Raw genomic sequence first — 21,606 nt, 5'->3', positions numbered from 1 at the left:
TTAGCCCCTCATCGCTTTGCCCTGCGGGTCGTAAGGTGAAGGCGCGACAACCCGCGCGGGCCTTTCAACACCAACCACGTGGACCGAAAGCTCTGTTCCGGGCGCGGCCTTGTCGCGATTGACCAAAGCCATTGCCAAAGACTTGCCGGTGTAGTGACCGTATCCGCCGGATGTCACAAAGCCGACACGCTCACCGCCCGCCCAAACGGGTTCATACCCACTTGCATCCGCATCATCGGCGTCCACTTCCAGTGTCACCTGTATCTGCGCCGGACCATTTCCATCACGCTCAGCCACAGCGGCCTCTTTACCGACAAAGTTCTTCTCCCAATCGATCCAGCGATCCATGCCGGTCATTCCCGGCGTGTAAAGCTGCGTGAACTCTGCCGACCAGATGCCAAAGCTTTTTTCAAGCCGCGTTGACAGCATCGCGTTGAAACCGCACTCGCGAATGCCCTCTTCGGCACCGGCCTCCAGCAACATACGGCGCAACTTGATGTGGTCGCCATAGCGGCAGTTGATCTCATACCCTTTCTCGCCGGTCACCGACATACGGGCGACGCGCGCGCGGACCAACCCGATGTCAAAATCTCCACAGCCCATGAATTTCAGACCCGAGATGTCCTGTTCAGCCAACTTTTCGACCACGGCTTGCGACTTGGGACCAACCACCGCAAATCCGCAATATTCCTCGCCCAGATCCTGTACATTAACGCCGTCGATCATGTGATCGTCAAACCAGCGCATGTGCCACGCCCGCAAGTAGTAGCTGCCCATGATCCACCAGGTTCCGTCGCCCCAGTTGAACACCGTGAGGTCCCCTTTGAGCCGCCCGTTCTCACCCAGCATCGGCGCTAGCTTCGCCCGACCTGGTGCGGGCAGTTTTGAGGCCATGACTTTGTCCAACCAAACCTCAGCATTCGGGCCACTGACCTCAAACCGGGAGAATCCCGAGATATCCATCAAGCCGACGCCTTCGCGGATCACTTTGCATTCGTCAGCTACGATATCGTGCGCATTCGACCGTTTGAGCGTCGGTGTTTCCTCGAACCCTTTCGGTGCAAAATACAGCGGCACTTCAAGATCCCAGCTAACGCCCCATTTGCAGCCCGCATCCGTCATCGCGTCATGCGCTGGTGCCATCTTAAGCGGCCGCCCTGCGGGCAGTTGCTCGTTCGGGTAGGTCATTACAAAGCGGCGGGAATAAAACTGGCCCGTGGTTTCACGGATATACCGCTTGTTCTGCGCAAAATCGCCAAAGCGCGCCACGTCCATCGGCCAGGCATCCGCCTCGGGCTCGCCATGGATCATCCATTCAGCCAGCGTCTTGCCGACACCGCCGCCCTGCAGGAAACCTGCCATAACCGCGCAGGCCGACCAATAGCCACGCTTGCCGGGAACCGGGCCGACCAACGGGTTTCCGTCGGGCGCAAAGGTGAAAGCACCGTTTACCCATGTCTTGATGCCTACGTTCTGGATCGACGGATAGCGTTCAAAGCCAAGCGTCAGCTCATTCTCGATCCGGTCGAGCTGTTCCTGAAACAGCTCTTCACCATAGTTCCACGGCGCGCCGTCCATGGCCCAGTGTTCGTGATCGACTTCATAAATTCCGACCAGAACGCCTTTCTGATCTTGCCGCATATAGGTGAACCCTTCGAGGTCGACGGTCATCGGCATTTCGAACTCGGCTTCAGCGACCTCGGGGACTGTGTCGGTGATCAGGTAGTGGTGTTTCAGAGGAGACACCGGCAACTCTACCCCCGCCATACGCCCTACTTGCTTGGCCCAAAGGCCAGCGGCGTTAACCACGTGTTCACAAGTGATCGTGCCCTTGTCGGTGATGACCTGCCAGCCATCATCGGTCTGGATCAGCTCCTCGACCTTGGTTTCCTCATAATACTCAGCACCGCGTTTTTTGGCAGCCGTTGCGTAAGCCTGCACCGTGCCGGTTGTATCGATATAGCCCTCGCGGTCGGCCCACATCGCGCCCAATACGCCGTCGGTGGACATGATAGGGCAACGCCTTTGCGCCTCTTCCGGAGACAGCAATTCGCAGTCGTCAATGCCGATGGATTGGAAAATGCGATAGTTCGCCTGCAGCCACTCCCATCGCTCCGGCGTACCGGCCAATGTCAGACCACCGGTCATGTGCAACCCGATATTCTGACCAGACTCCTTTTCGATCTCGCTGAGCAGATCGATTGTATAGGCCTGTAGCGACGCCATGTTCGGATCGGCGTTTAGCGCGTGAATGCCCCCCGCTGCGTGCCAGGATGACCCCGAGGCCAACCGACGCCGTTCCAGCATGACCACATCTGACCAGCCAAACTTGGCCAGATGATACAGAACCGAGGCGCCCACGACGCCGCCCCCGATGACCACAACGCGATACTGAGAATTCATCCTGCGCTCCCCTGCATGTCTCACGAGGGACGCTAGAGGCACTGTTCACATCTGTCTAGACATTTCTGTACAGTTCTGCCCGCACCTAGAAACCGCCTTAGACCAGCAGTTTTCAAAGTTGTGCGCTGGGACGGGAAGCGATCTTATCAAACCACGCCAAAGTGACTGTGTTTTCTTGCGGAATCCGCTTTTTGATCACGCGGGCAAAGTCAACGAAGACAAAGGTGGAAATGTCAGCCAGAGTGAAATCCGAACCTGCGATAAACGCGCTTTCGCTCAGCCGCTGTTCCAGAAGCGAAAAGAAATGGTCAACGCGCGTTGACCCGCGCTGCGCCAGCTCTGGGATTTGCGGGTGATTCACCGGGCCCGGAATCGCCCTGTCGGCAAAGGCCGGATGGGTATTGCGCAACGCCTCGGCTACTGGCGCGCCGCCCTGTTGCTCAACGATGCTGTTCCACATCAGAACCTGCCCCTTTTCATCCGGAGTGCGGCCCATCAAAGGTGGCTCAGGAAAGCGCGCCTCAAGATAGGCGGCGATCCCGAGATTCTCGGTTAGCGTGCTGCCCTCATCCGTCACCAGCACAGGGACTGTTGCGTTGGGGTTCACGGCGCGAAAGTCGTCACTGAGCTGTTCACCTTTGCCGATCGAGATTTCTCGGGTTTCGATATCCAAACCCTTTTCAGCAATGAACATGCGCGCGCGTCGCGGGTTGGGGGCCGTGGAACAATCATAAAAAAGCATCAGGTTCTCCCGCTCGTCGGTCAGCGACGATAAATGAAGCAACGCCCTTCAACGGCTCCTTCGGGAAGGGAAACCTCAGTCAGGGTGTCGAAATACATGCGGTCGCTTGAGACCATCAGACCGCCGTCCGCCAACAGGGGCTCGATCAGGGGTGAGACAAATCTGGCAAAGTCGTCGTTCTTTTTGCGGTTGTGGCCGCCGAGGTCCGCGTGGATCAGGCTGGCAGTGGCCCCGAACTGATCCAGCGAAGCCGGTAGTGTTTCCCGAACGTCCCCCAAAATCACTCTTTCTTCGGGCGGAGTGGAGTCCGGATGCGACGCCACGGCGCGTTCAAACACGTAAACAGGACGATCAGAGATATATTGCGCCATGTGATGATAGGTGCGCCCGTTGCCCAACCCAAGTTCGAACACCGGTCCCGGCATACCTTTGGTCTGAGCGATGGCAAAATCTAGGCAGGCCCGTTGGGACACCATACGGTCGATAAACAGATCCAGGCGGCTTTGGTTGTCGGGCACGGGGAAATCTCTCCTTGGTATTAGTCAGCTCATGATTTGGGGCCGACACCGCATGTGATGACAAATCCTCAAGGATTTGTGTAGGTAAATTGGCCTAGGTTTCACATTTTCGCGACAATTCAGCCCAAGAACGGGTTTGACTACACGGGTCCAACCGCGCGAGACTGCGTCAAAAAACACAGGGAGTTGAAAACGCCGATGTCGAACCACGGACGAACGGGTGGAAAACCCGCATGACCGCGTTGTTGTCCGTCAGAGACCTCAGCATCGGTTTTGGTGCGGGCGACCCAGTTGTCAAAGGAGTCAACTTTGATGTCGAGGCCGGTCAGACGCTTGCTCTTGTCGGTGAGTCCGGGTCGGGAAAAACCATCTCGTGTCGGGCGGCGTTACGAATCTTACCGCGTTCCGCGCAGATTCGCAGCGGTACGATTACCCTGAATGATTCAAAGGGTTTCGAAGAGCTGACCAAAATCAGCGAACGCCAGATGCGCGATATTCGCGGCAATCGGATTTCGATGATTTTTCAAGAACCAATGCGTTCGCTATCCCCATTGCACAAGATCGGCAATCAGGTCAGCGAGGTTTTGTGGCTGCATAGAGGCGCGTCCGAGGCGGAGGCTCGCAAAGAGGTTCTTACACAGTTCGAGCGTGTGGGCTTTCCTGATCCACAACGCGCTTATGATTCTTACCCGTTTGAGTTGTCGGGGGGCATGCGCCAGCGCGCCATGATTGCGATGGCCATGGTTTCCAAACCGGATTTGCTGATCGCGGATGAGCCGACAACTGCATTGGACGTAACGACACAAGCTCAGGTACTTGGGCTGATCAAGGAACTGCAGCGCGAGACGGGCATGGCCCTGATCCTTGTGACACACGACCTTGGTGTTGTTGCCAACATGGCAGAACAGGTTGTCGTCATGCACAAGGGCCGGGTGATGGAAGCTGGTGCCGCCGCGCCGATCCTGAGCGCCCCGGCACATCCCTATACGCAACAACTGTTCAACGCGGCACCTGCGATCCCCGACGAGGACTCGGTCGGGCTGCCGATGCCGGACGAGGACCTCATTCTACAGATGAAGGGGGTATCCAAAACCTACACAATGCGGTCCAGCAAGGGGTGGAAGGATGACAAGCTGATCCACGCCTGCCGCGGTGTGGACCTGAACCTTGCCCGCGGCAAGACGCTGGCAATCGTCGGCGAAAGTGGATCGGGTAAAACGACGGCTGCGCGGATCGCCCTTGGCGCGGAATTGCCCGATCCAGGCGGAGAGGTCCTGTTTCGAACCGCATCGAATCAAGATCCAATAACGGTACATCATATGACCCGCGCACAACGCACAGCGTTTCAGCGCAAGGCACAAATGGTGTTTCAGGACCCGTACAGCTCGCTTAGTCCTCGGATGCGCATTCAGGACGCGCTGACCGAACCATTGGAAATTCACTCCATCGGTTCAACAGCGGAACAGCGGGACAAAGCGGTCGAGATGCTGCAGCGTGTGGGGCTTAACGGGGACATGCTGAAACGCTATCCGCATGCCTTCTCTGGCGGTCAGCGGCAGCGCCTGTCGATTGCCCGGGCCATGATGCTGGACCCGCAGCTGATCGTCTGTGACGAGCCCACCTCGGCACTGGATGTATCAGTTCAGGAACAAATCCTGACCTTGCTCGAAAACCTGCAGGACCGGTTGAACCTGTCCTACCTGTTCATCTCTCACGACCTTGCCGTCGTGGCGCGCATTGCGGACGAAGTCGCCGTGATGCGCCGCGGGCTTGTCGTCGAACAGGCCCCGCCCGAGACGTTGTTTTACAACCCCCGACATCCTTACACCAAGGCGCTGATTGCCGCCCAACCAGAACCCGACATCAACCGGCCCATCGACCTTAAACTGGTTGCTTTGGGCGCAGGTTCACCAGACAGTTGGGATGACACCTTCCGATTTACGGACTCCGTGATACCTTCACTGGTAGAGATGGAGCCCGGCCATAAGGTACGATGCCATGTTTAAGACCACTCGCCCGCTCATTCTGGCTGCCACATTGGCTGCCGTTTGGATCCTGCCCGCCACGGCAGGCACGCCAACCCCTCAGGAAAGCGAATTCTGGAAGGCCGAAGTCAGTTCCGGGAACCTGCCACCCGTAGCCGAGCGCCTGCCGGACGAGCCGCTGATCGTAGATCTGGCTGCCAAAGGCCGAGACTTTGGAACCCCTGGTGGCACCCTGCGCACAATGGTGACCCGCTCGAAAGATATCCGTCAGATGGTCGTCTACGGCTATGCGCGACTGGTTGGGTTTGACGAAAACTACGAGATCGTCCCCGATCTGTTGGAATCCTATGAAAATGATAGCAACCGAAAATTCACCCTGAATCTGCGAGACGGGCACAAGTGGTCAGATGGGTCGCCCTTCACCTCGGAAGACTTCCGGTATTGGTGGGAAGACGTCGCCAATAACGAACTGCTCAGCCCGTCTGGCCCGCCTGATTTCCTGATTGTTGAGGGTAAGACACCAACTGTGACCTTCCCGGACGAGACCACTATTGTCTTTGAGTGGGAAGACCCAAATCCTGATTTTCTACAGTCGCTGGCACAAGCACGCCCGCCTTTCATTTACCGGCCTTCCGAGTTCCTGAAGCAGTACCATGAGAAATTCGCAGACGCTGAAGAGCTGGCATTTCAGGTCGAAGACGCAAGGGTCAAAAGCTGGGCCGCGTTGCACAACAAGCTGGACAACCTCTATAAATTCGACAACCACGAACTGCCGACACTGCAGCCTTGGCTGAACGCAAGCTCGGGCAAGAAGATCCGCCACAACTTTGTGCGTAACCCGTATTACCACCGTATCGATTCCAACGGTGTTCAGTTGCCCTATATCGACATCGTCGAGATGGAGATTGTCGCCCCCGGTTTGGTCGCAGCCAAGGCCAATGCGGGTGAGACCGACCTGCAAGGGCGCGGTTTGGCGTTTCGCGATGCATCTATCCTTAAAAAGGGCGAAGCAGGCGGAGACTACAAAACACTATTGTGGAAGACAGGTGTCGCATCGCAAATCGCGATCTATCCGAACCTGAACTACTCGGATGAAATCTGGCGCGACGTTCTGCGCGATGTGCGCGTCCGCCGAGCGCTTTCGCTGGCCATCGACCGCAAAACCATCAATCAGGCGCTCTATTTCAAACTGGCCCATCCCGGTGCGATGTCTGTGCTGCCGGCATCTCCGTTCTATGACGAGAAAAATGCGCAGGCTTGGGCCCAGTATGACGTTGAGATGGCCAACGCCCTTCTGGACGAAGCAGGCCTGACCAAACGCGACAAAAACGGCATTCGCCTGCTACCCGATGGCCGCCCGATGGAGTTGATCATCGAAACCGCCGGCGAGCGGCAAGAGGTTGAAAACGCACTTCAGATCGTCACGGACACGTGGCGCGAGATCGGCGTAGACCTTGTAATGCGCCCTCTGGACCGGGACATTCTGCGCAATCGCGTGTTTGCAGGCAATACTATGGCCTCAGTGTGGTTCGGCTGGGATGACGGTATCCCGCAAGCCCACACCTCGCCCGCGTACTTGGCTCCCACGGATCAGGTGTTTTTGGCCTGGCCCAAATGGGGACAGTTTTACCAGACCGGCGGGGACGTTGGTGAAGCCCCTGACATGCCCGAGGCCAAGCGTCTGATGGAATTGGCCCACGATTGGGAGGCCGCCACTACCGATGAAGAGCGTTCGGTCGTTTGGTCAGAAATGCTGAACATCCACGCCGACCAGCTTTTTGCCATCGGAATTCTGAACGGCGCACCGCAGCCTATCGTAGTGTCTAACCGTCTGCGCAACGTGCCCGAGCAAGGCATGTGGGCATGGGAGCCCGGCGCACATTTCGGCATTCACCGCCCAGACGAATTCTTTTTCGCCGACTAATCAGGAGCAGCTAAATGGTCATGCTGCGCTATGCGGTGTATCGCTTTTTCACGATGCTGCTAACTTTGCTGGTGGTGTCGGTTCTGATCTTCGTGATCATCAACCTTCCACCAGGCGATTATCTGAGCAACCAGATTGCTGAATTGCAGGCATCGGGCCAGTCCGCCGGGGTGGCCAAGGCCGAGTTCCTGCGCGCCGAATATGCTCTGGATCGTCCCGTATGGGAGCAATACCTGATCTGGATGGGGTTCTGGCCCGGTCCGCACGGATTTGAGGGCTTGCTGCAAGGCAACTATGGCTGGTCCTTTGAATTCGACCGCCCCGTGGCCGAAATTGTTGGAGATACTTTGTGGCTGACAGTTGTGGTCAATCTGGCAGCTATCCTGTTTGTTTATGCCGTTGCCCTGCCGCTGGGTGTCCTCGCTGCAGCAAAATCGCGGACCTGGATCGACTATACCTCGGCCTTTGTTGGCTATCTTGGACTGGCCACGCCGAACTTCCTGCTAGCGCTGATCCTGTTCTATTACGGTCATCGCTATTTCAACCTGCCAATCGGCGGCCTGATGGACCCGTCCTTTGAAGGCCAACCGATGAGCTGGGAAAAATTGAAATCCATTCTTGTGCATCTGATCGTGCCGACCTTTGTAATTGGCACATCCGGTGCTTCAGCCATGATGCAACGCCTGCGCGCGAACATGCTGGATGAGCTCGGCAAGCCATATGTTGAGACGGCCATCGCCAAAGGCATGGCCCCGTCACGGATGCTGACAAAATACCCGCTGCGCGTGGCCTTCAACCCCTTCGTCGCGGATATCGGAAACTTGCTGCCGTCAATGGTATCCGGCTCAGTTCTGGTGTCGGTCGTGCTTGGTTTGCAGACCATCGGCCCAACACTGCTGACGGCGTTGAAAACTCAGGACCAGTTCCTGTCTGCGTTTATTCTAATGTTCGTGGCTTTGCTGACCCTGATCGGCACCATGATCTCTGACATCTTGCTGGTCATGTTGGACCCGCGCATTCGGTACGAGGGGCGTGAAGCGTGACCAAACACACCGACGGTCGCTTTGTCGACGACGCACCTTTCGACCCGGATGCCTCCCTGCAACAGTTGGAGCGCGCCGATCTGGACGCGCCGAACTGGGTTCTGGTCTGGCGCAAGTTCAGGACTCACAAGCTGGGCCTGATTTCTGGCATCTTCCTGCTGTTCTGTTACTTGATGCTGCCCTTCGCAGGGTTCATTGCGCCTTATGGTCCGAACGAGCGGAACGGCGAACATCTTTATGCCCCGCCACAAAGCATCAACTGGTTCCATGATGGCAGCTTCATCGGCCCGCATGTCTATCCCATCGTGGCCGAGGCTGATCTTGAGACCTTTCAATGGAAATTCGTGCCTGACACCGAAGATCCACGCCCCATTCGCTTTTTCTGCGAAGGGGCTGAGTACAAGCTTGCCGGGTTTATCAAATCCGACACCCACTTGTTCTGCGCGCCCGAGGGCGCAACACTATTCCTTTGGGGGTCGGATCGTCTGGGTCGCGATGTGTTCAGCCGCATCCTGTACGGCGCACAGCTGTCGCTGACGGTCGGTCTGATCGGCATTTCGGTGTCGTTCTTCCTTGGCATCCTGTTTGGATCGATGGCCGGGTATTTTGGCGGCAAGATCGACTGGGTCATCAACCGGGTTATCGAGGTCTTGCGTTCGCTGCCTGAACTACCGCTCTGGCTTGCACTATCGGCTGCGGTGCCTTCGAACTGGAGCCCGGTTGCGGTGTTCTTCATCATCTCGATTATTCTGGGGATACTCGATTGGCCCGGCCTCGCCCGTTCGGTACGCGCCAAATTCCTGTCCCTTCGGGAAGAGGAATACGTCCGCGCCGCCGAGATGATGGGCGCAAGCTCGGGCCGGGTCATCCGCAAACACCTGCTGCCCAACTTCATGTCGCATCTGATCGCCTCAGCCACGCTATCGATCCCGGCTATGATACTTGGGGAAACGGCGCTTAGCTTTCTGGGTCTGGGGCTGAGGGCCCCGGCCGTCAGCTGGGGAGTGATGCTAAACGACGCGCAGAATCTGGCCTCGATCGAGATCTACCCTTGGACGGCAATCCCGATGCTGCCGATCATCGTTGTCGTACTGGCGTTCAATTTCCTTGGTGACGGGCTGCGCGACAGTCTGGACCCATACCAGCAATGACCTTGATCTCTGCCCTGCCCGCAACTGACGGATACCGGACAACGGGAACCGGGGCTTGGTCCAGCGTGTATGCGGTCTCAGAACTGGCAACGGCGACTTTTGGCGCCGTAGGTCAGGAACTGGCACGCCTGACGACAGCCTTGAATCTGTCGCCTAGCGTGCCAGAGGTGTCTGTGGATCATCGCTTGGCGTCGCTTTGGTATCAGTACTCTTTCAAACCCAATGGTTGGGAGATGCCCAGCCTATGGGATGCGGTCGCAGGCGATTATCAGACAGCGGATGGCTGGATCAGGCTGCACACCAACCTGCCGCGCCACCGGGAGGCAGCACTCAAGGTTCTTGAGGTCAAGGCAGAACGGGGCGCGGTTTCTGACGCCGTGCGAAGATGGTCCGCCAGTCAACTCGAATCCGAAATCGTGGCGCAGGGCGGCGTTTCCGCAGCCATGCGCAGCCGCGCGGAATGGTTGGAGCATCCGCAGGGCCGGGCCGTGTCTCGCGATCCCCTTATAGGGTGGCACAGCCCCCGCCAGATCCACTTGCGAGACCGATCAAAGGCCACGGCAGAACGCCCGCTTGCGGGCCTGCGTGTTCTCGATCTCACACGCGTTTTGGCTGGTCCTGTTTCAACGCGAACTCTCGCCGGTTTCGGTGCCGAGGTTCTGCGCATCGACCCACCCGGCTGGGATGAGCCCGGTGTCATACCCGATATCTCGTTGGGCAAATCTTGCGCATACCTTGATCTGAAATCACCACCTGGTTTGGACAAGCTGCAAAAGTTGCTGTCTGAGGCCGACGTGTTTGTCCATGGGTACCGCCCTGGCGCATTGGATGCGCTCGGTCTGACCAGGGCCAAGCGCGATGAACTGGCCCCTAACCGGGTCGAAGTCACTCTCGACGCTTATGGCTGGCAAGGTCCTTGGGCTGCGCGGCGCGGGTTCGACAGCCTTGTCCAGATGAGCGCTGGCATCGCGGATGCGGGTCGTGACTGGGCAATCGCAGACAAACCAACTCCGTTGCCGGTTCAGGCACTGGATCATGCTACCGGCTATCTGATGGCGTCCGCCGTGCTGTCGGCCCTTGCCGAAGCGGCCTCGGGTAACTCAATCATGCTGGGTCAGCTTTCTCTGGCGCGTACGGCAGAACTGCTGGCCATACTCGGCAAGTCGGACACGAAAGAGGTCATCAACGGTGCCAACCCATCAGACTACAGCGATACGCTCGAAAACTCAGGCTGGGGTCCCGGCCACCGTCTGAAACCCGCTCTGACTGTTGGCATGGCCAAGATGTTTTGGGATGGCCCCGCGCCGAAACTTGGTACTTCGGCACCGGTTTGGGCTTCGCCCGTCACCTGAACCAACCGCCGCGCGGAACGCGCGGCTTGGCCCAACGCTTTGGGTCACGTCTCGTCAGAGGCGTCACCCAAAGGGGCGGGAGAGGCACTCAGCGATCATCTCCACCCGGGCCGATATCGTCCAAATAGTCCTCGTCAATCGCAGCCTGCACCGCACCAGTAACTGCTTCTCTCTGTTTCGGCGTCAGATCTTCCGGCTCCTTGCCCTCTGCCAACCGTACCGTGACTTCACGGTGCGCAAACTTGATGCCTTCGCGGGCAAACAATTCCCGGATGTCCTGATAGACCTTCTTGCGTACCAGCCATTGATCGCCCGGTTTGGTCATGAACTTGACCCGAATGATCATCGCAGAGTCCTGCATTTCAATCACGCCTTGCGACTTCAGTGGTTGGATAAAGTTGTCGCCGATCACCGGATCGCTCAGCAACTGCTGGCCCAGTTTCTTGATCAGCTTACGCACCTTCTCAACGTCCGTGTCATAGGTCACCCGCAGCGGCAGCTTCATGATAACCCAATCGCGGGAGTAGTTTGTCAGGACCTTGATCTCACCAAAGGGAATGGTGTTCAGCGCGCCCAGATGGTGACGCAGTTGGAACGACCGGACCGAGATCTTTTCTACCGTTCCCTTAACGTCGCCGATGTCGATGTATTCCCCCTTGCGGAACGCGTCATCCATCAGGAAGAACGCCCCCGAAAAGATATCGCGGACCAGTGTCTGTGACCCAAAGCCTACCGCCAGACCGACAACACCGGCACCCGCGAACAACGGACTGACATTGATACCCAATTCCATCAGGGCAATCAGGGCGATGGTCACGACAACTACGGCCAATATGGCGCCGCGAAACAAGGGCAACAGCGTTGCAAGTCGGCTCTGCCCACCTTCTCCGCCTTCATCGCCCAGCTCGGCTTCACCGCCGCCATCGTCAATTTCCTGCGCGATTTTCGAATCGATCCAGATGCGGAAGAAATGGAACAGAATGTACCCCATGAAGAGGATCACCATCACGTCCAACGCCCGTTCGATCGGCAGGTCCTCGCTCCAGCTGGCATCCGGATTCCAGATGACCACCAGTGCATACAGACCAACAACAAAGGCCAGAATACCTGCGACCCGTCGCGCCAGATCTTCGTAGGTCAGGATCGAGTGCTTGCGCATTTCCGCCTGCGGCGTCTCGATTACTTCAACCTCAGGATCCGCCTCGTCGGCATCCACGTTCAATTCTTCCAGTTGGCGGTTCCGATTGAAATACCGCTCTAGAAGGTAGTTCATGGCCCCATAAGCAACTACAACCGACATGAAGATCGCATAGCTGCTGGCCACGATCGGGATTGAGTTTTGGATTTCAAGCACGAGGTCGACAGCCAGTTTGATCCAGCTGAACACCATGTAGAGGATCAGAACCGGCGCCCATGCAAACGAGATCAAGCGCAGAATCCACGACACCTGATCCGGGGTCCGTCCACCGCGAATTGCGTTTGAAATGGCACGCGCGTTGAACAGGATCATAAGGACATTACCGATCGCGCCAAGCATCGTCAGGCTACCATAGACCATGGCGTAGACGTTGTAGTTCAGCCCGAAATCCGCCACCCACGTCGCAAAAAGCACCACCGTAATGTCGTATGTCGCCAGTGCCGAAGCCCAGATGTACAAACGTTTGGCATCACGATCCGAGAAAGGCGGCAGACGATATTGGCTCAGATACGGGGAAAGAACCATACGCCACAGGTCAGACACCGTGCGCGACAGGAAGAAGGCGGTGAAAATAGCTGTTACCGTGAACTGGATCGAAATATCTTCGGCCTCGCCAAAAAACACGAATCCGACAATCAGCGCCATCAGCATGGCAAAAATCGTGGCTCCTATCCCCATCAGGAAACGGAACACCAAAAACGGCATTTTCTCTCGATAGCCTTGCGGATCTTCTTTTGATCGCGCGACTACAATTCGTTTTGCGATACGCTTGCCGTATATTTCAATCGACAACCATCGCCCGATCAAAAGGAAAAGAACGTTCCAGAACAGGACCTCGACATAGGTCTGTATGCGACCATCCGGGCTGGTCTGACGCAGGATGTATTGCACCTCGAAAATCGAATAGGGCAGCGCCTGAAGCCTTGAGTTCATAGATTCGCGAAACTTCGAAAACCGCTCCTGCGCTTTCATAAGCTGCGAACCGTCAGCCATCGGGTCCGCCGCGGCAGCCTCAGAAGAGACATCGTTTTGTGCGCCGGAGGACACGATCTGACCGGCGCTGTCGATGACAATCACACTGGCCCCGGCTTCGGTCGCGGATCGTATCGCCGTAGCCAGGTCACTGTCGTCGGTTGTTTCCGAACTGCTGCCCCCAGCCGAGGGATACCCCGGTATGAGCGAGGTTTGCGCGTCCGCTCCGGTGACCAGTGTCAAAGTAAGGGACCAAATTAAAAGCGTTAATCCGGCCAGCAATGTGCGTGTCATCGGGTGTATTTCCAATTTATCTGTCGCAACACAGGTTATCGAAGCCAAGTGGCGGGTTCAAATAGTCAACCCCCGGGTTCTCAAGATCGTGTCAAGTCGTGTTCCCGGAACCATGCTATGAACAGAAGTGTTTGCAACCTGGAAAAAACTGAATATGACCGACCAGGTGCTGTCATCATGACGGATGAGCGGGAAAATGATGCAGAACAAGGCGCGGGTGCGAAACCGACGGCTAAAATCGGCACAGGCCGGGAATAACTGGTGCGATCAGTGATTTTGCATGCGGCTGAAAAAAATATATACGATACGGGTGCAAGCGCGCGGAGTTGCACCAGAACACTAAATTGGGCAAAGGCATGAGCCTAGTAAGAAAAAACGAAACAACCGGCCGTACGCCGCGCATCCTGTTTTACAGCCACGATACGTTCGGGTTGGGTCATCTGCGCCGGTCCCGTGCATTGGCAAGCGCTATCACTCAGGCAGACCCATTTGCATCGGCCCTGATACTGACCGGATCCCCGGTAGCAGGACGTTTCACCTTTCCGCGCCGTGTTGATCACGTGCGGTTACCTGGTGTGACGAAGCGCGCTGATGGTTCTTATGCGTCCCAAACGATCGGCATGGGTATCGAGGAAGTGACCGAGTTGCGTGCGGGGCTGATCCAGACAGCGGTGCAGCAGTTCGATCCCGACGTTCTGATCGTCGACAAGGAACCAACCGGTTTCCGCAGCGAGCTGTTGCCCACTCTTGACAACCTGCAGCGGACCCGCCGCACCAAATTGGTCCTTGGCCTTCGCGATGTTCTGGACGAACCCGAAGTACTGGCCGCCGAGTGGGAACGGAAAGAGGCCATTGCGGCGACCGAGAAGTTTTACGACGAAATCTGGGTGTACGGGTTACGCTCGATCTATGATCCGACCGAAGGCTTGCCGCTTAGCCCGGCTGCGCAGTCGCGCATCCACTGGACCGGCTATCTGCGCCGCGACCTTGGCCCGATTGGTGATCCGCCCGAACAGCCATACATCCTGATAACGCCAGGTGGCGGTGGCGACGGCAAAGCCATGGTGAATCAGGTTTTGTCGGCCTATGAAAAAGACCCCAGCCTGTCGCCGCGCGCTGTACTTGTCTATGGCCCCTTCCTATCGGGAGAATTGCGCGAAGAGTTCGAGACTCGTGTTGCCGCGCTGAACGGCCGGGTCACGGCCGTTGGCTTTGAATCGCAGATCGAAACGCTGTTTGCCGGGGCTGCAGGTGTCGTTTGCATGGGTGGATACAACACGTTCTGCGAGGTTCTGTCGTTCGACAAACGTGCGGTCATCGTTCCACGCACCACGCCGCGGTTGGAGCAATGGATCCGCGCCTCTCGTGCCGAAGGCCTGGGGCTTGTCAGAATGCTGGACGAAAACCGCGATGGGTTGACGGCGGACGCGATGATTGAAGCTATTCGCAATCTGCCGCATCAGCCTTTGCCGTCTCAGGCGATCCGCGAAGGCTTGTTGGACGGTCTGGACTATGTGACAAGCCGCGTGGACGCGTTGCTTGGTGGGGAACGGGAACGAGCCACCGGATGACTTCAGAAAAACCCAAGCTCGCGGTGCTGGTCAAAGGATGGCCGCGCCTTTCCGAGACGTTCATCGCACAGGAACTTGTGGCGCTGCAGGATGCTGGCCACCGTTTTGACATCTGGTCCCTGCGCCACCCCACCGACATCAAACGCCACCCGCTGCATGACCGGTTCAAGGGGCAGGTCCACTACCTGCCGGAATATCTGTACGAAGAACCAGATCGCGTCTGGGCCGCTCGCCATACTGCGCGAACAATGCTCGGCTATGACGAGGCATACAAGGTCTGGCGTTCTGACCTACGTCGCGACCCGACGCATAACCGCATCCGGCGTTTTGGGCAGGCCTGCGTTCTGGCCGCCGAATTGCCTGGTGAAACGCAGGTGATGTACGCGCATTTCATGCACACTCCGTCATCGGTCGCTCGCTACGCTGCAATCATGCGCGGCCTGCCTTGGAGTTTTTCGGCACACGCCAAAGACATCTGGACCTCGCCGGACTGGGAAAAGGCCGAGAAATTACAGGCGAGCACTCACGGAGCGGCCTTCGGCGCAACCTGCACAGCGATTGGGGCCGCCCATTTGCGCAGTCTTGCCGATGACCCCGCACGGATCGACCTGATATATCACGGTCTGGACCTGAACCGTTTCCCCAGCCCACCTGCCCGTACGGCTCGGGCACCGGATGGGCCGTTCCAAATGCTATCGGTCGGTCGTCTGGTTGAGAAGAAGGGCTTTGACCGCCTGATTGATGCCTTTTCTCTTCTGACCAATTCGCTGGACTGGCACTGGACCCACATAGGCGGCGGTGCACTGGGGGAAGACCTGCGCAAAAGGGCTGAGACCGCTGGTATCGCAGACCGGATCACCTGGAAAGGGGCCTGTGATCAGCCCGAAGTGATCGAGGCCATGCGCGCATCTGATCTGTTTGTTCTGCCCAGCCGGATTGCTGAGGACGGTGACCGCGACGGGCTGCCAAATGTCCTGATGGAGGCTGCATCTCAGCTATTGCCGATTCTGTCGACGCCGGTCTCTGCAATTCCGGAATTCATAGAAACCGGAACACATGGTGTTTTGTCAGACGACAACCCAACGGCACTTGCTGGTGCAATCACCGAGTTGGCCGCGCAACCGGAACGCACAGCGTCGATGGCTGCGGCTGCCTATTCCCGTCTGATTGATGAATTCCGCATGGATCCCGGCATTGCCCTACTGTCCAAACGGCTCAGCGCGTTGGGCGCGGACAAAGACTGATGGCCCGCGTCGCCTTTTTCTCACCGATGAAATCGCCGAACAGCCCGGTGCCGTCGGGAGACAGAGAAATGGCGCGTAACCTTATCGGAGCGATCGGGGCGCAGGGCGACAAGGTCGATCTGGTCACGGACTTGCGTATTTATGACAAAACCGGCGACGCAGAAGTTCAGCAGCGACTGCGTTTCCAAGCCGATGTTGAGGCCCGGCGACTGATCGCTGACATGCCCGCAGACACGAATTTGTGGGTGACCTATCACAACTATTACAAAGCCCCTGATTTGTTGGGACCCAAAGTGTGTGCCGCCCGGGACATACCTTATGTGCAATTGGAAAGTACCCGTGCGACAAGCCGTCTAAACGGCCCGTGGTCCGATTTTGCGAAGGCTGCACATGACGCCTGCGACGCGGCGGACGTCATTTTTTACCACACAGCCAACGACCTGATCACGCTGGAGCGTGAAAAATGCGGCGATCAACGCCTGATCGAGTTACCGCCCTTTTTGCCGGTCACATCGCTGCCGTCTGCGTCCTCGTGTGACGGGTCAATGTTGACGGTAGGAATGATGCGGCATGGCGACAAGATGGCTTCGTATCAACTGCTGGCGCAGGCACTGTCGCATCTGACCGGGGATTGGGTTTTGGACATTGCAGGAGATGGACCCGCGCGCGCAGAGATCGAAGATCTTATGGCACCATTTGGATCGAAGGTCCGGTTTCTGGGGCAGTTGGATCGCGACGCTCTTCAAGAGTCTTATGCGACCGCATCGGTCTTGGTTTGGCCTGGTGTCAATGAAGCATATGGCATGATCTACCTTGAGGCGCAGGCAAGTGGAGTTCCCGTTGTTGCGCAGAGCAGGCCCGGCGTTCGCGATGTTCTGGCACCGGATGACTATCCCACGGTCGATGCCGGATCCGAAGGGCTTGCCGCCAGACTACAGACGCTGCTAGCCGACCCTGCCCTACGCCGTTCACTTGGCGCGAGTGCCCAAGAGTATATTTCCAACCGCCACCTTATGCCCGCGGCAACCGAACGGTTCTGGCAGGCTGCCCGGGCTTTGATCGGAGGCAATGCATGAGCCGACTTTCCCTACTACGCCACGGCCACACTCATTGGAACCGCGCTGGACGTATTCAGGGTCGCAGTGACATTCCCCTTGATGATGACGCGCGCGCTGAACTGGCCGGCTACGAACTACCCGAGCCGTGGAACACGGCCGCGCTCTGGTCCAGCCCACTGCATCGCGCCAGCGAAACCGCCACGTTGGTCGCGGGGCGAGATCCAATGGTTTCGGAAGCACTGACAGAGATGAACTGGGGCGATTGGGAAGGCCAGCGCGGCGTTGATCTGATCGCGGACCCCGAAAGCGGATATCGCCATATCGAGGACTGGGGCTGGGACTTTCGCCCACCGAACGGTGAAAGCCCGGCGGATGTCCGGGCGCGGTTGCAACCTTGGCTGGACGAGCTGAAAGGCGACACACTCGCCGTGTGCCACATTGGGATTATGCGCGTCATTCTGGCCCAGGCCTGGGGGTGGAATTTTGACGGCGACGCCCCATTCAAGATCAAACGAAACCGCCTTTATATCGTTGATATGGATAGTTTTCAGCCGCAGGCTGAACCGGTTCGCCTGCTCCGACAGGATGCCCATTCATGAAGGTCATGATCGTTGTCACCCACCTGCTGGGCACCGGGCATCTGAGCCGCGCCTTGACACTGGGGCGAGCCTTTGTCGGGGATGGTCACGAGACTTTTGTGGTCTCTGGTGGGATGCCCGCTCCGCAGCTGGACACCACCGGGATGACCCTGCTGGGTCTGCCGCCCTTACGCTCGGACGGCACTGATTTCACCCGCCTTTTGACACAGGCTGGCCTGGTTGCGGATGAGGAGTATTTTGAGGCACGCAAGACTGCTCTGGTCGAGGCCATTCGCAGCTTTGCACCGGACGTTTTGATCACTGAGCTTTATCCGTTTGGCCGCCGTTCTCTGACAAGTGAGTTTTCGGCCGCGCTGGAGGCAGCCCGCGACGTGCGCCCGCGCCCTGTAATTCTTGGTTCGATCCGGGATATTCTTGCGCCGCCCTCCAAGCCTGCGAAGGCCGAGCGAGCCGAAGAGATCATCGCGGAATACTACGACGGAATCCTTGTTCATTCGGACCAGAGCGTTGTGCCACTGAACGTTAGCTGGCCCGTATCCGAGAACCTGGAACGTCGCCTGTTCTATACCGGTTTCGTGGCTCCATCAGCGCCGCTGCCCCACCAAGAGGCCATCGGCAAGGACGAAGTTCTAGTCAGCGCCGGTGGCGGTTCGGTGGGACAGCCCATCTTTTATGCGGCCATCGAGGCCGCCCGAAAGATGCCCAACAAGCGCTGGCGCCTGTTGGTCGGCGGGCAGGACGCGAAGGCACGCATTGAAGAGATGGAAAAAACCGTAAGGGATGCCCCTGTCCTTCTGGAACCGGTGCGCCCCGACTTTCGCCAAATGTTGCCCCAGGCAGCTGCGTCAGTCAGCATGTGTGGTTACAATACAGCGTTGGATATTCTCCAAACAGGAACCCCAGCCGTTTTCATCCCTTTCGATGATGGCAATGAGGTTGAACAAAGTCTGCGCGCGCGCACCCTTGCGGATCTGCCCGCCATAGATGTCATCGCAAGCAAAGACTTAAACGGTGATCTGCTGGCAGAGACCGTCAATCGTGTGATTTCGTCGAACCCTCGCGCGGTCTCAGATCAGGGGTTCAATGGGGCCGCACAATCTGTGCAGATTACCAAAACACTGTTGGAGCGTCGTGGATGAGTCTTGATTGGCGTAATCTGACGGTTGAGTTGGAAATCTGGCAGCAGCAGGGGCTGACCCTGCCTCTCTGGTGGCGTGACGATGATGCCATTTCTGCGACGCCCCAGCTTGATCGGTTGTCTACAATGTCCGACCAACTTGGGGTGCCCATTCATCTGGCCATTGTCCCACGCGACGTCAAAGACGTCTTGGTCGAATATGTAGATGCCCATTCAAACATTATCCCGGTCGTGCACGGATGGGCTCATTTGAATCACGCACCGCCGGATGAAAAGAAATCCGAGTTTCGCATGCATCGGGACATGGCCGAAATCACTCAAGATGTCCGTTCCGGAATGTCGCGCATGCGTGCGCTGTTCGGGGATCGGCTTTGCCCTATGTTCGTGCCGCCCTGGAACCGCATCGCAACAAAGGTCGTGCAGGAGTTGCCTGCAGCAGGATACCGCATCTTGTCGACCGCTACGCCGCGGTCGAACGCGCAGGCGGCCCCCGGGGTGATCCAGGTTAACACGCATCTGGACCCAATCGACTGGCGCGGATCACGCGGACTGGCTGACGCCGATACATTGATCGCCAAAACGACGCAGCTGCTGCGAGACCGCCGTGAGGGCGGCGCAGACAACGCCGAGCCCTTTGGTGTCTTGACCCACCATCTGGTTCATGATGAGGACATCTGGGCCTTTACCCATGACCTACTGAACCGGCTGCTGGATGGGCCGGGTTTTGTCTGGTCTGCCGCCAATACCGACTGAATACGGAGATCTGAATGAGCCGACTGGATTCCATGCTGCGCCGCCTGACCGCACAACGTGATGGTTTGAATTGGGCGGTCGATCAGATCTCGGATATGGCAGGCGACGTGCTGGACATGGGCTTGGGAAACGGGCGCACCTATGACCACCTGCGGGAAATTCTACCGGATCGTAGGATTTGGGTTATGGACCGCGTGCTGCAATGTCATCCTTCCAGCACCCCTCCGGCAGAGGATTTTCTGCAGGGTGAAGCCGAGCCGATGTTGCAGAATCTCGCGCAAGGTGGACCAAAAATTGCGCTGGCCCACTATGATTTCGGGCGCGGCGTCAAGGAAGAGGACGTCGCCGAAGCTGCGCGCCTCAGCCCTTTGATCGCACAGGTGATGCTGCCAGGAGGTCTGTTGATCTCGGGCCAGCCGCTTGTTGGCCTTGAACAGATCAGCGGCCCGGACACCATCGCACCGGACCGCTACTTGTTCTACCGGGCCTGATCAGGCGACGCGGCGCCCGCGCGACCAAACGCCGTCCAAAGCTGGGATGCCTTCGCGCATTCGGAACCGGATGATGTCCGCGCGCGCGCCTGCCCGCAGCGCACCACGGTCATCAAGCCCAACGACATCCGCCGGTGTTTTTGTGACGGTTCTCAAACCGCGGGCAAAATCGCCCCACACCTCACCCAGTCGCGCAGCGGACAGCAACAATGCGGAGGGCACATAGTCCGAGGACAGGATGTCCAAATAGCCAAGCGCAGCCAGTTCGTGCGCTGCGACATTGCCGGAATGTGACCCGCCGCGTATCACGTTCGGCGCCCCCATCATTACCTTGATGCCGTGGTCCTGACAGGACTGCGCGGCCTCGACCGTAGTCGGAAATTCGGCAAGCGTAATCCCGTGACCGGCCGATATGCGCACTTGTTCGTCCGTTGTGTCATCATGGCTGGCCAGCATCGCACCAAAGCGTTTGGCGGCTTTTACCGTCTCTACCTCATGCTGATCGCCATAGCGGTCGCGCATCGCCTTAAGGTCGGCCACGTGTTGCATGAAACCATCGCCCTCCAGCCCCAACTTGCCTTTCAGATACGCTTGCAACTTAGACATATCTCGGAACTGGCGCTGTCCCGGCGTGTGATCCATGAGTGAGACCAAACCTACGCGGTCCTCAGGCCCGAATTCGGCCAATTCCTCGGTCAGGGTTTCCGAACAGATCTCGGCGCGTAAATGCAGAAAATGGCTGATCTTCAGCGCGTCCTGTTCCCGCAGTTGCCACAGCTCACGCGACAGACCGCGCGCGTATTTGGCATAGCGCTGCCCAGACGGAATCGAACCGATGCGCATTGCATCGAACACGGTGGTGATCCCGGTACTGGCAAGCTCGGCATCATGGGCCAGAATGGCGGCGGCATGGGGCCAGTCAACCTTTGGGCGCGGCTGGATGTGGCGCTCAAGGTTGTCGGTGTGAAGTTCGACCAGGCCCGGGCAGACGTAGTCGCCTTGGCAATCCGTGGCACCAGCTGGAACAGTTGCGCCGGTCGCGACCTCAGCAATTGTGCCCTCTACGATCCGAATGCTGCCTGTAACCGTCTCATCGGGAAGAACAAGCGTGGCATTGGCAAGTATCATTTCTTCTGTCATCTGAACTTCACAAGGTTTGGGATATTGGGA

The 21,606-nt window shown here is 57.8% G+C and carries 18 protein-coding genes; 13 read left to right on the top strand and 5 right to left on the bottom strand.

Annotated elements, in window-relative coordinates; genetic code table 11:
* The 3 genes from ACR0AK_RS02845 to ACR0AK_RS02835 form a co-directional block, all read right to left on the bottom strand.
* Positions 1–2,403 carry a GcvT family protein gene (locus ACR0AK_RS02845; RefSeq protein ID WP_480792302.1) on the bottom strand — a complete coding sequence of 801 codons (2,403 nt, stop codon included), beginning with the start codon at positions 2,401–2,403 and terminating at the stop codon, positions 1–3.
* Positions 2,404–2,515: 112 nt separating this feature from the next.
* Positions 2,516–3,145 carry a glutathione S-transferase family protein gene (locus ACR0AK_RS02840; protein WP_170561142.1) on the bottom strand — a complete coding sequence of 210 codons (630 nt, stop codon included), beginning with the start codon at positions 3,143–3,145 and terminating at the stop codon, positions 2,516–2,518.
* 20 nt (positions 3,146–3,165) lie between these two features.
* Positions 3,166–3,663 carry a class I SAM-dependent methyltransferase gene (locus tag ACR0AK_RS02835; protein ID WP_480792301.1) on the bottom strand — a complete coding sequence of 166 codons (498 nt, stop codon included), beginning with the start codon at positions 3,661–3,663 and terminating at the stop codon, positions 3,166–3,168.
* 233 nt (positions 3,664–3,896) lie between these two features.
* Between ACR0AK_RS02835 and ACR0AK_RS02830 the strand changes: the two genes are divergently transcribed.
* The 5 genes from ACR0AK_RS02830 to ACR0AK_RS02810 are packed head-to-tail and all read left to right on the top strand — an operon-like array spanning position 3,897 to position 11,118.
* Positions 3,897–5,669, top strand: coding sequence for an ABC transporter ATP-binding protein (locus ACR0AK_RS02830; protein WP_480792300.1), 1,773 nt, complete (start codon positions 3,897–3,899; stop codon positions 5,667–5,669).
* Positions 5,662–7,572 (top strand): ABC transporter substrate-binding protein, encoded by a 1,911-nt coding sequence (locus tag ACR0AK_RS02825; RefSeq protein ID WP_480792299.1) that lies wholly within the window; start codon positions 5,662–5,664, stop codon positions 7,570–7,572. Before ACR0AK_RS02830 ends, ACR0AK_RS02825 begins: the two co-directional genes overlap by 8 nt.
* A 14-nt stretch (positions 7,573–7,586) precedes the next feature.
* Positions 7,587–8,615, top strand: coding sequence for an ABC transporter permease (locus tag ACR0AK_RS02820; RefSeq protein ID WP_170561146.1), 1,029 nt, complete (start codon positions 7,587–7,589; stop codon positions 8,613–8,615).
* Positions 8,612–9,766, top strand: coding sequence for an ABC transporter permease (locus ACR0AK_RS02815; protein ID WP_480792298.1), 1,155 nt, complete (start codon positions 8,612–8,614; stop codon positions 9,764–9,766). Before ACR0AK_RS02820 ends, ACR0AK_RS02815 begins: the two co-directional genes overlap by 4 nt.
* Positions 9,763–11,118 carry a CoA transferase gene (locus tag ACR0AK_RS02810; RefSeq protein WP_480792297.1) on the top strand — a complete coding sequence of 452 codons (1,356 nt, stop codon included), beginning with the start codon at positions 9,763–9,765 and terminating at the stop codon, positions 11,116–11,118. Before ACR0AK_RS02815 ends, ACR0AK_RS02810 begins: the two co-directional genes overlap by 4 nt.
* Before the next feature lie 88 nt (positions 11,119–11,206).
* Here the strand turns inward: ACR0AK_RS02810 and ACR0AK_RS02805 are convergent, their stop codons facing one another.
* Positions 11,207–13,582: a mechanosensitive ion channel domain-containing protein gene (locus tag ACR0AK_RS02805; RefSeq protein WP_480792296.1), complete on the bottom strand. Its 2,376-nt coding sequence runs from the start codon at positions 13,580–13,582 to the stop codon at positions 11,207–11,209.
* A 117-nt stretch (positions 13,583–13,699) separates the two neighbouring features.
* On the opposite strand from ACR0AK_RS02805, the gene ACR0AK_RS02800 reads away from it, so the two are divergent.
* The 8 genes from ACR0AK_RS02800 (at position 13,700) to ACR0AK_RS02765 (ending at position 20,436) form a co-directional block, all read left to right on the top strand.
* A complete protein-coding gene (locus ACR0AK_RS02800) occupies positions 13,700–13,840 on the top strand; it encodes a hypothetical protein (protein WP_480792295.1) in 141 nt (46 codons plus the stop codon).
* 98 nt (positions 13,841–13,938) lie between these two features.
* Positions 13,939–15,153: a glycosyltransferase family protein gene (locus ACR0AK_RS02795; RefSeq protein WP_480792294.1), complete on the top strand. Its 1,215-nt coding sequence runs from the start codon at positions 13,939–13,941 to the stop codon at positions 15,151–15,153.
* Positions 15,150–16,397 (top strand): glycosyltransferase family 4 protein, encoded by a 1,248-nt coding sequence (locus tag ACR0AK_RS02790; RefSeq protein ID WP_480792293.1) that lies wholly within the window; start codon positions 15,150–15,152, stop codon positions 16,395–16,397. Before ACR0AK_RS02795 ends, ACR0AK_RS02790 begins: the two co-directional genes overlap by 4 nt.
* Positions 16,397–17,473 (top strand): glycosyltransferase family 4 protein, encoded by a 1,077-nt coding sequence (locus ACR0AK_RS02785; RefSeq protein WP_480792292.1) that lies wholly within the window; start codon positions 16,397–16,399, stop codon positions 17,471–17,473. The genes ACR0AK_RS02790 and ACR0AK_RS02785 overlap by 1 nt, the downstream gene beginning before the upstream one ends.
* The gene (locus ACR0AK_RS02780; RefSeq protein WP_480792291.1) at positions 17,470–18,054 is read left to right on the top strand and encodes a histidine phosphatase family protein; all 585 of its coding nucleotides are present in this window, start codon (positions 17,470–17,472) and stop codon (positions 18,052–18,054) included. Before ACR0AK_RS02785 ends, ACR0AK_RS02780 begins: the two co-directional genes overlap by 4 nt.
* Positions 18,051–19,193, top strand: a complete 1,143-nt coding sequence (locus ACR0AK_RS02775) for a glycosyltransferase family protein (RefSeq protein WP_480792290.1) — start codon at positions 18,051–18,053, stop codon at positions 19,191–19,193. The genes ACR0AK_RS02780 and ACR0AK_RS02775 overlap by 4 nt, the downstream gene beginning before the upstream one ends.
* A complete protein-coding gene (locus tag ACR0AK_RS02770; protein WP_480792289.1) occupies positions 19,190–19,945 on the top strand; it encodes a polysaccharide deacetylase family protein in 756 nt (251 codons plus the stop codon). The genes ACR0AK_RS02775 and ACR0AK_RS02770 overlap by 4 nt, the downstream gene beginning before the upstream one ends.
* A gap of 14 nt (positions 19,946–19,959) precedes the next feature.
* Positions 19,960–20,436 carry a class I SAM-dependent methyltransferase gene (locus ACR0AK_RS02765; RefSeq protein ID WP_480792288.1) on the top strand — a complete coding sequence of 159 codons (477 nt, stop codon included), beginning with the start codon at positions 19,960–19,962 and terminating at the stop codon, positions 20,434–20,436.
* On the opposite strand, the gene ACR0AK_RS02760 is transcribed toward ACR0AK_RS02765, so the two are convergent.
* A complete protein-coding gene (locus tag ACR0AK_RS02760) occupies positions 20,437–21,576 on the bottom strand; it encodes an alpha-D-ribose 1-methylphosphonate 5-triphosphate diphosphatase (RefSeq protein ID WP_480792287.1) in 1,140 nt (379 codons plus the stop codon).
* Positions 21,577–21,606 lie beyond the last annotated feature (30 nt).

The organism is Ruegeria sp. BI12, assembly GCF_056537985.1.
This window is presented reverse-complemented; position numbering and strand designations above follow the sequence as displayed.

Coding starts and splice junctions, on each gene's coding strand:
- ACR0AK_RS02800 (WP_480792295.1), top strand. CDS start 13,700: ATGAACAGAAGTGTTTGCAACCTGGAAAAAACTGAATATGACCGACCA.
- ACR0AK_RS02840 (WP_170561142.1), bottom strand. CDS start 3,145: ATGCTTTTTTATGATTGTTCCACGGCCCCCAACCCGCGACGCGCGCGC.
- ACR0AK_RS02770 (WP_480792289.1), top strand. CDS start 19,190: ATGAGTCTTGATTGGCGTAATCTGACGGTTGAGTTGGAAATCTGGCAG.
- ACR0AK_RS02830 (WP_480792300.1), top strand. CDS start 3,897: ATGACCGCGTTGTTGTCCGTCAGAGACCTCAGCATCGGTTTTGGTGCG.
- ACR0AK_RS02805 (WP_480792296.1), bottom strand. CDS start 13,582: ATGACACGCACATTGCTGGCCGGATTAACGCTTTTAATTTGGTCCCTT.
- ACR0AK_RS02825 (WP_480792299.1), top strand. CDS start 5,662: ATGTTTAAGACCACTCGCCCGCTCATTCTGGCTGCCACATTGGCTGCC.
- ACR0AK_RS02790 (WP_480792293.1), top strand. CDS start 15,150: ATGACTTCAGAAAAACCCAAGCTCGCGGTGCTGGTCAAAGGATGGCCG.
- ACR0AK_RS02780 (WP_480792291.1), top strand. CDS start 17,470: ATGAGCCGACTTTCCCTACTACGCCACGGCCACACTCATTGGAACCGC.
- ACR0AK_RS02775 (WP_480792290.1), top strand. CDS start 18,051: ATGAAGGTCATGATCGTTGTCACCCACCTGCTGGGCACCGGGCATCTG.
- ACR0AK_RS02765 (WP_480792288.1), top strand. CDS start 19,960: ATGAGCCGACTGGATTCCATGCTGCGCCGCCTGACCGCACAACGTGAT.
- ACR0AK_RS02785 (WP_480792292.1), top strand. CDS start 16,397: ATGGCCCGCGTCGCCTTTTTCTCACCGATGAAATCGCCGAACAGCCCG.
- ACR0AK_RS02820 (WP_170561146.1), top strand. CDS start 7,587: ATGGTCATGCTGCGCTATGCGGTGTATCGCTTTTTCACGATGCTGCTA.
- ACR0AK_RS02845 (WP_480792302.1), bottom strand. CDS start 2,403: ATGAATTCTCAGTATCGCGTTGTGGTCATCGGGGGCGGCGTCGTGGGC.
- ACR0AK_RS02795 (WP_480792294.1), top strand. CDS start 13,939: ATGAGCCTAGTAAGAAAAAACGAAACAACCGGCCGTACGCCGCGCATC.
- ACR0AK_RS02760 (WP_480792287.1), bottom strand. CDS start 21,576: ATGACAGAAGAAATGATACTTGCCAATGCCACGCTTGTTCTTCCCGAT.
- ACR0AK_RS02810 (WP_480792297.1), top strand. CDS start 9,763: ATGACCTTGATCTCTGCCCTGCCCGCAACTGACGGATACCGGACAACG.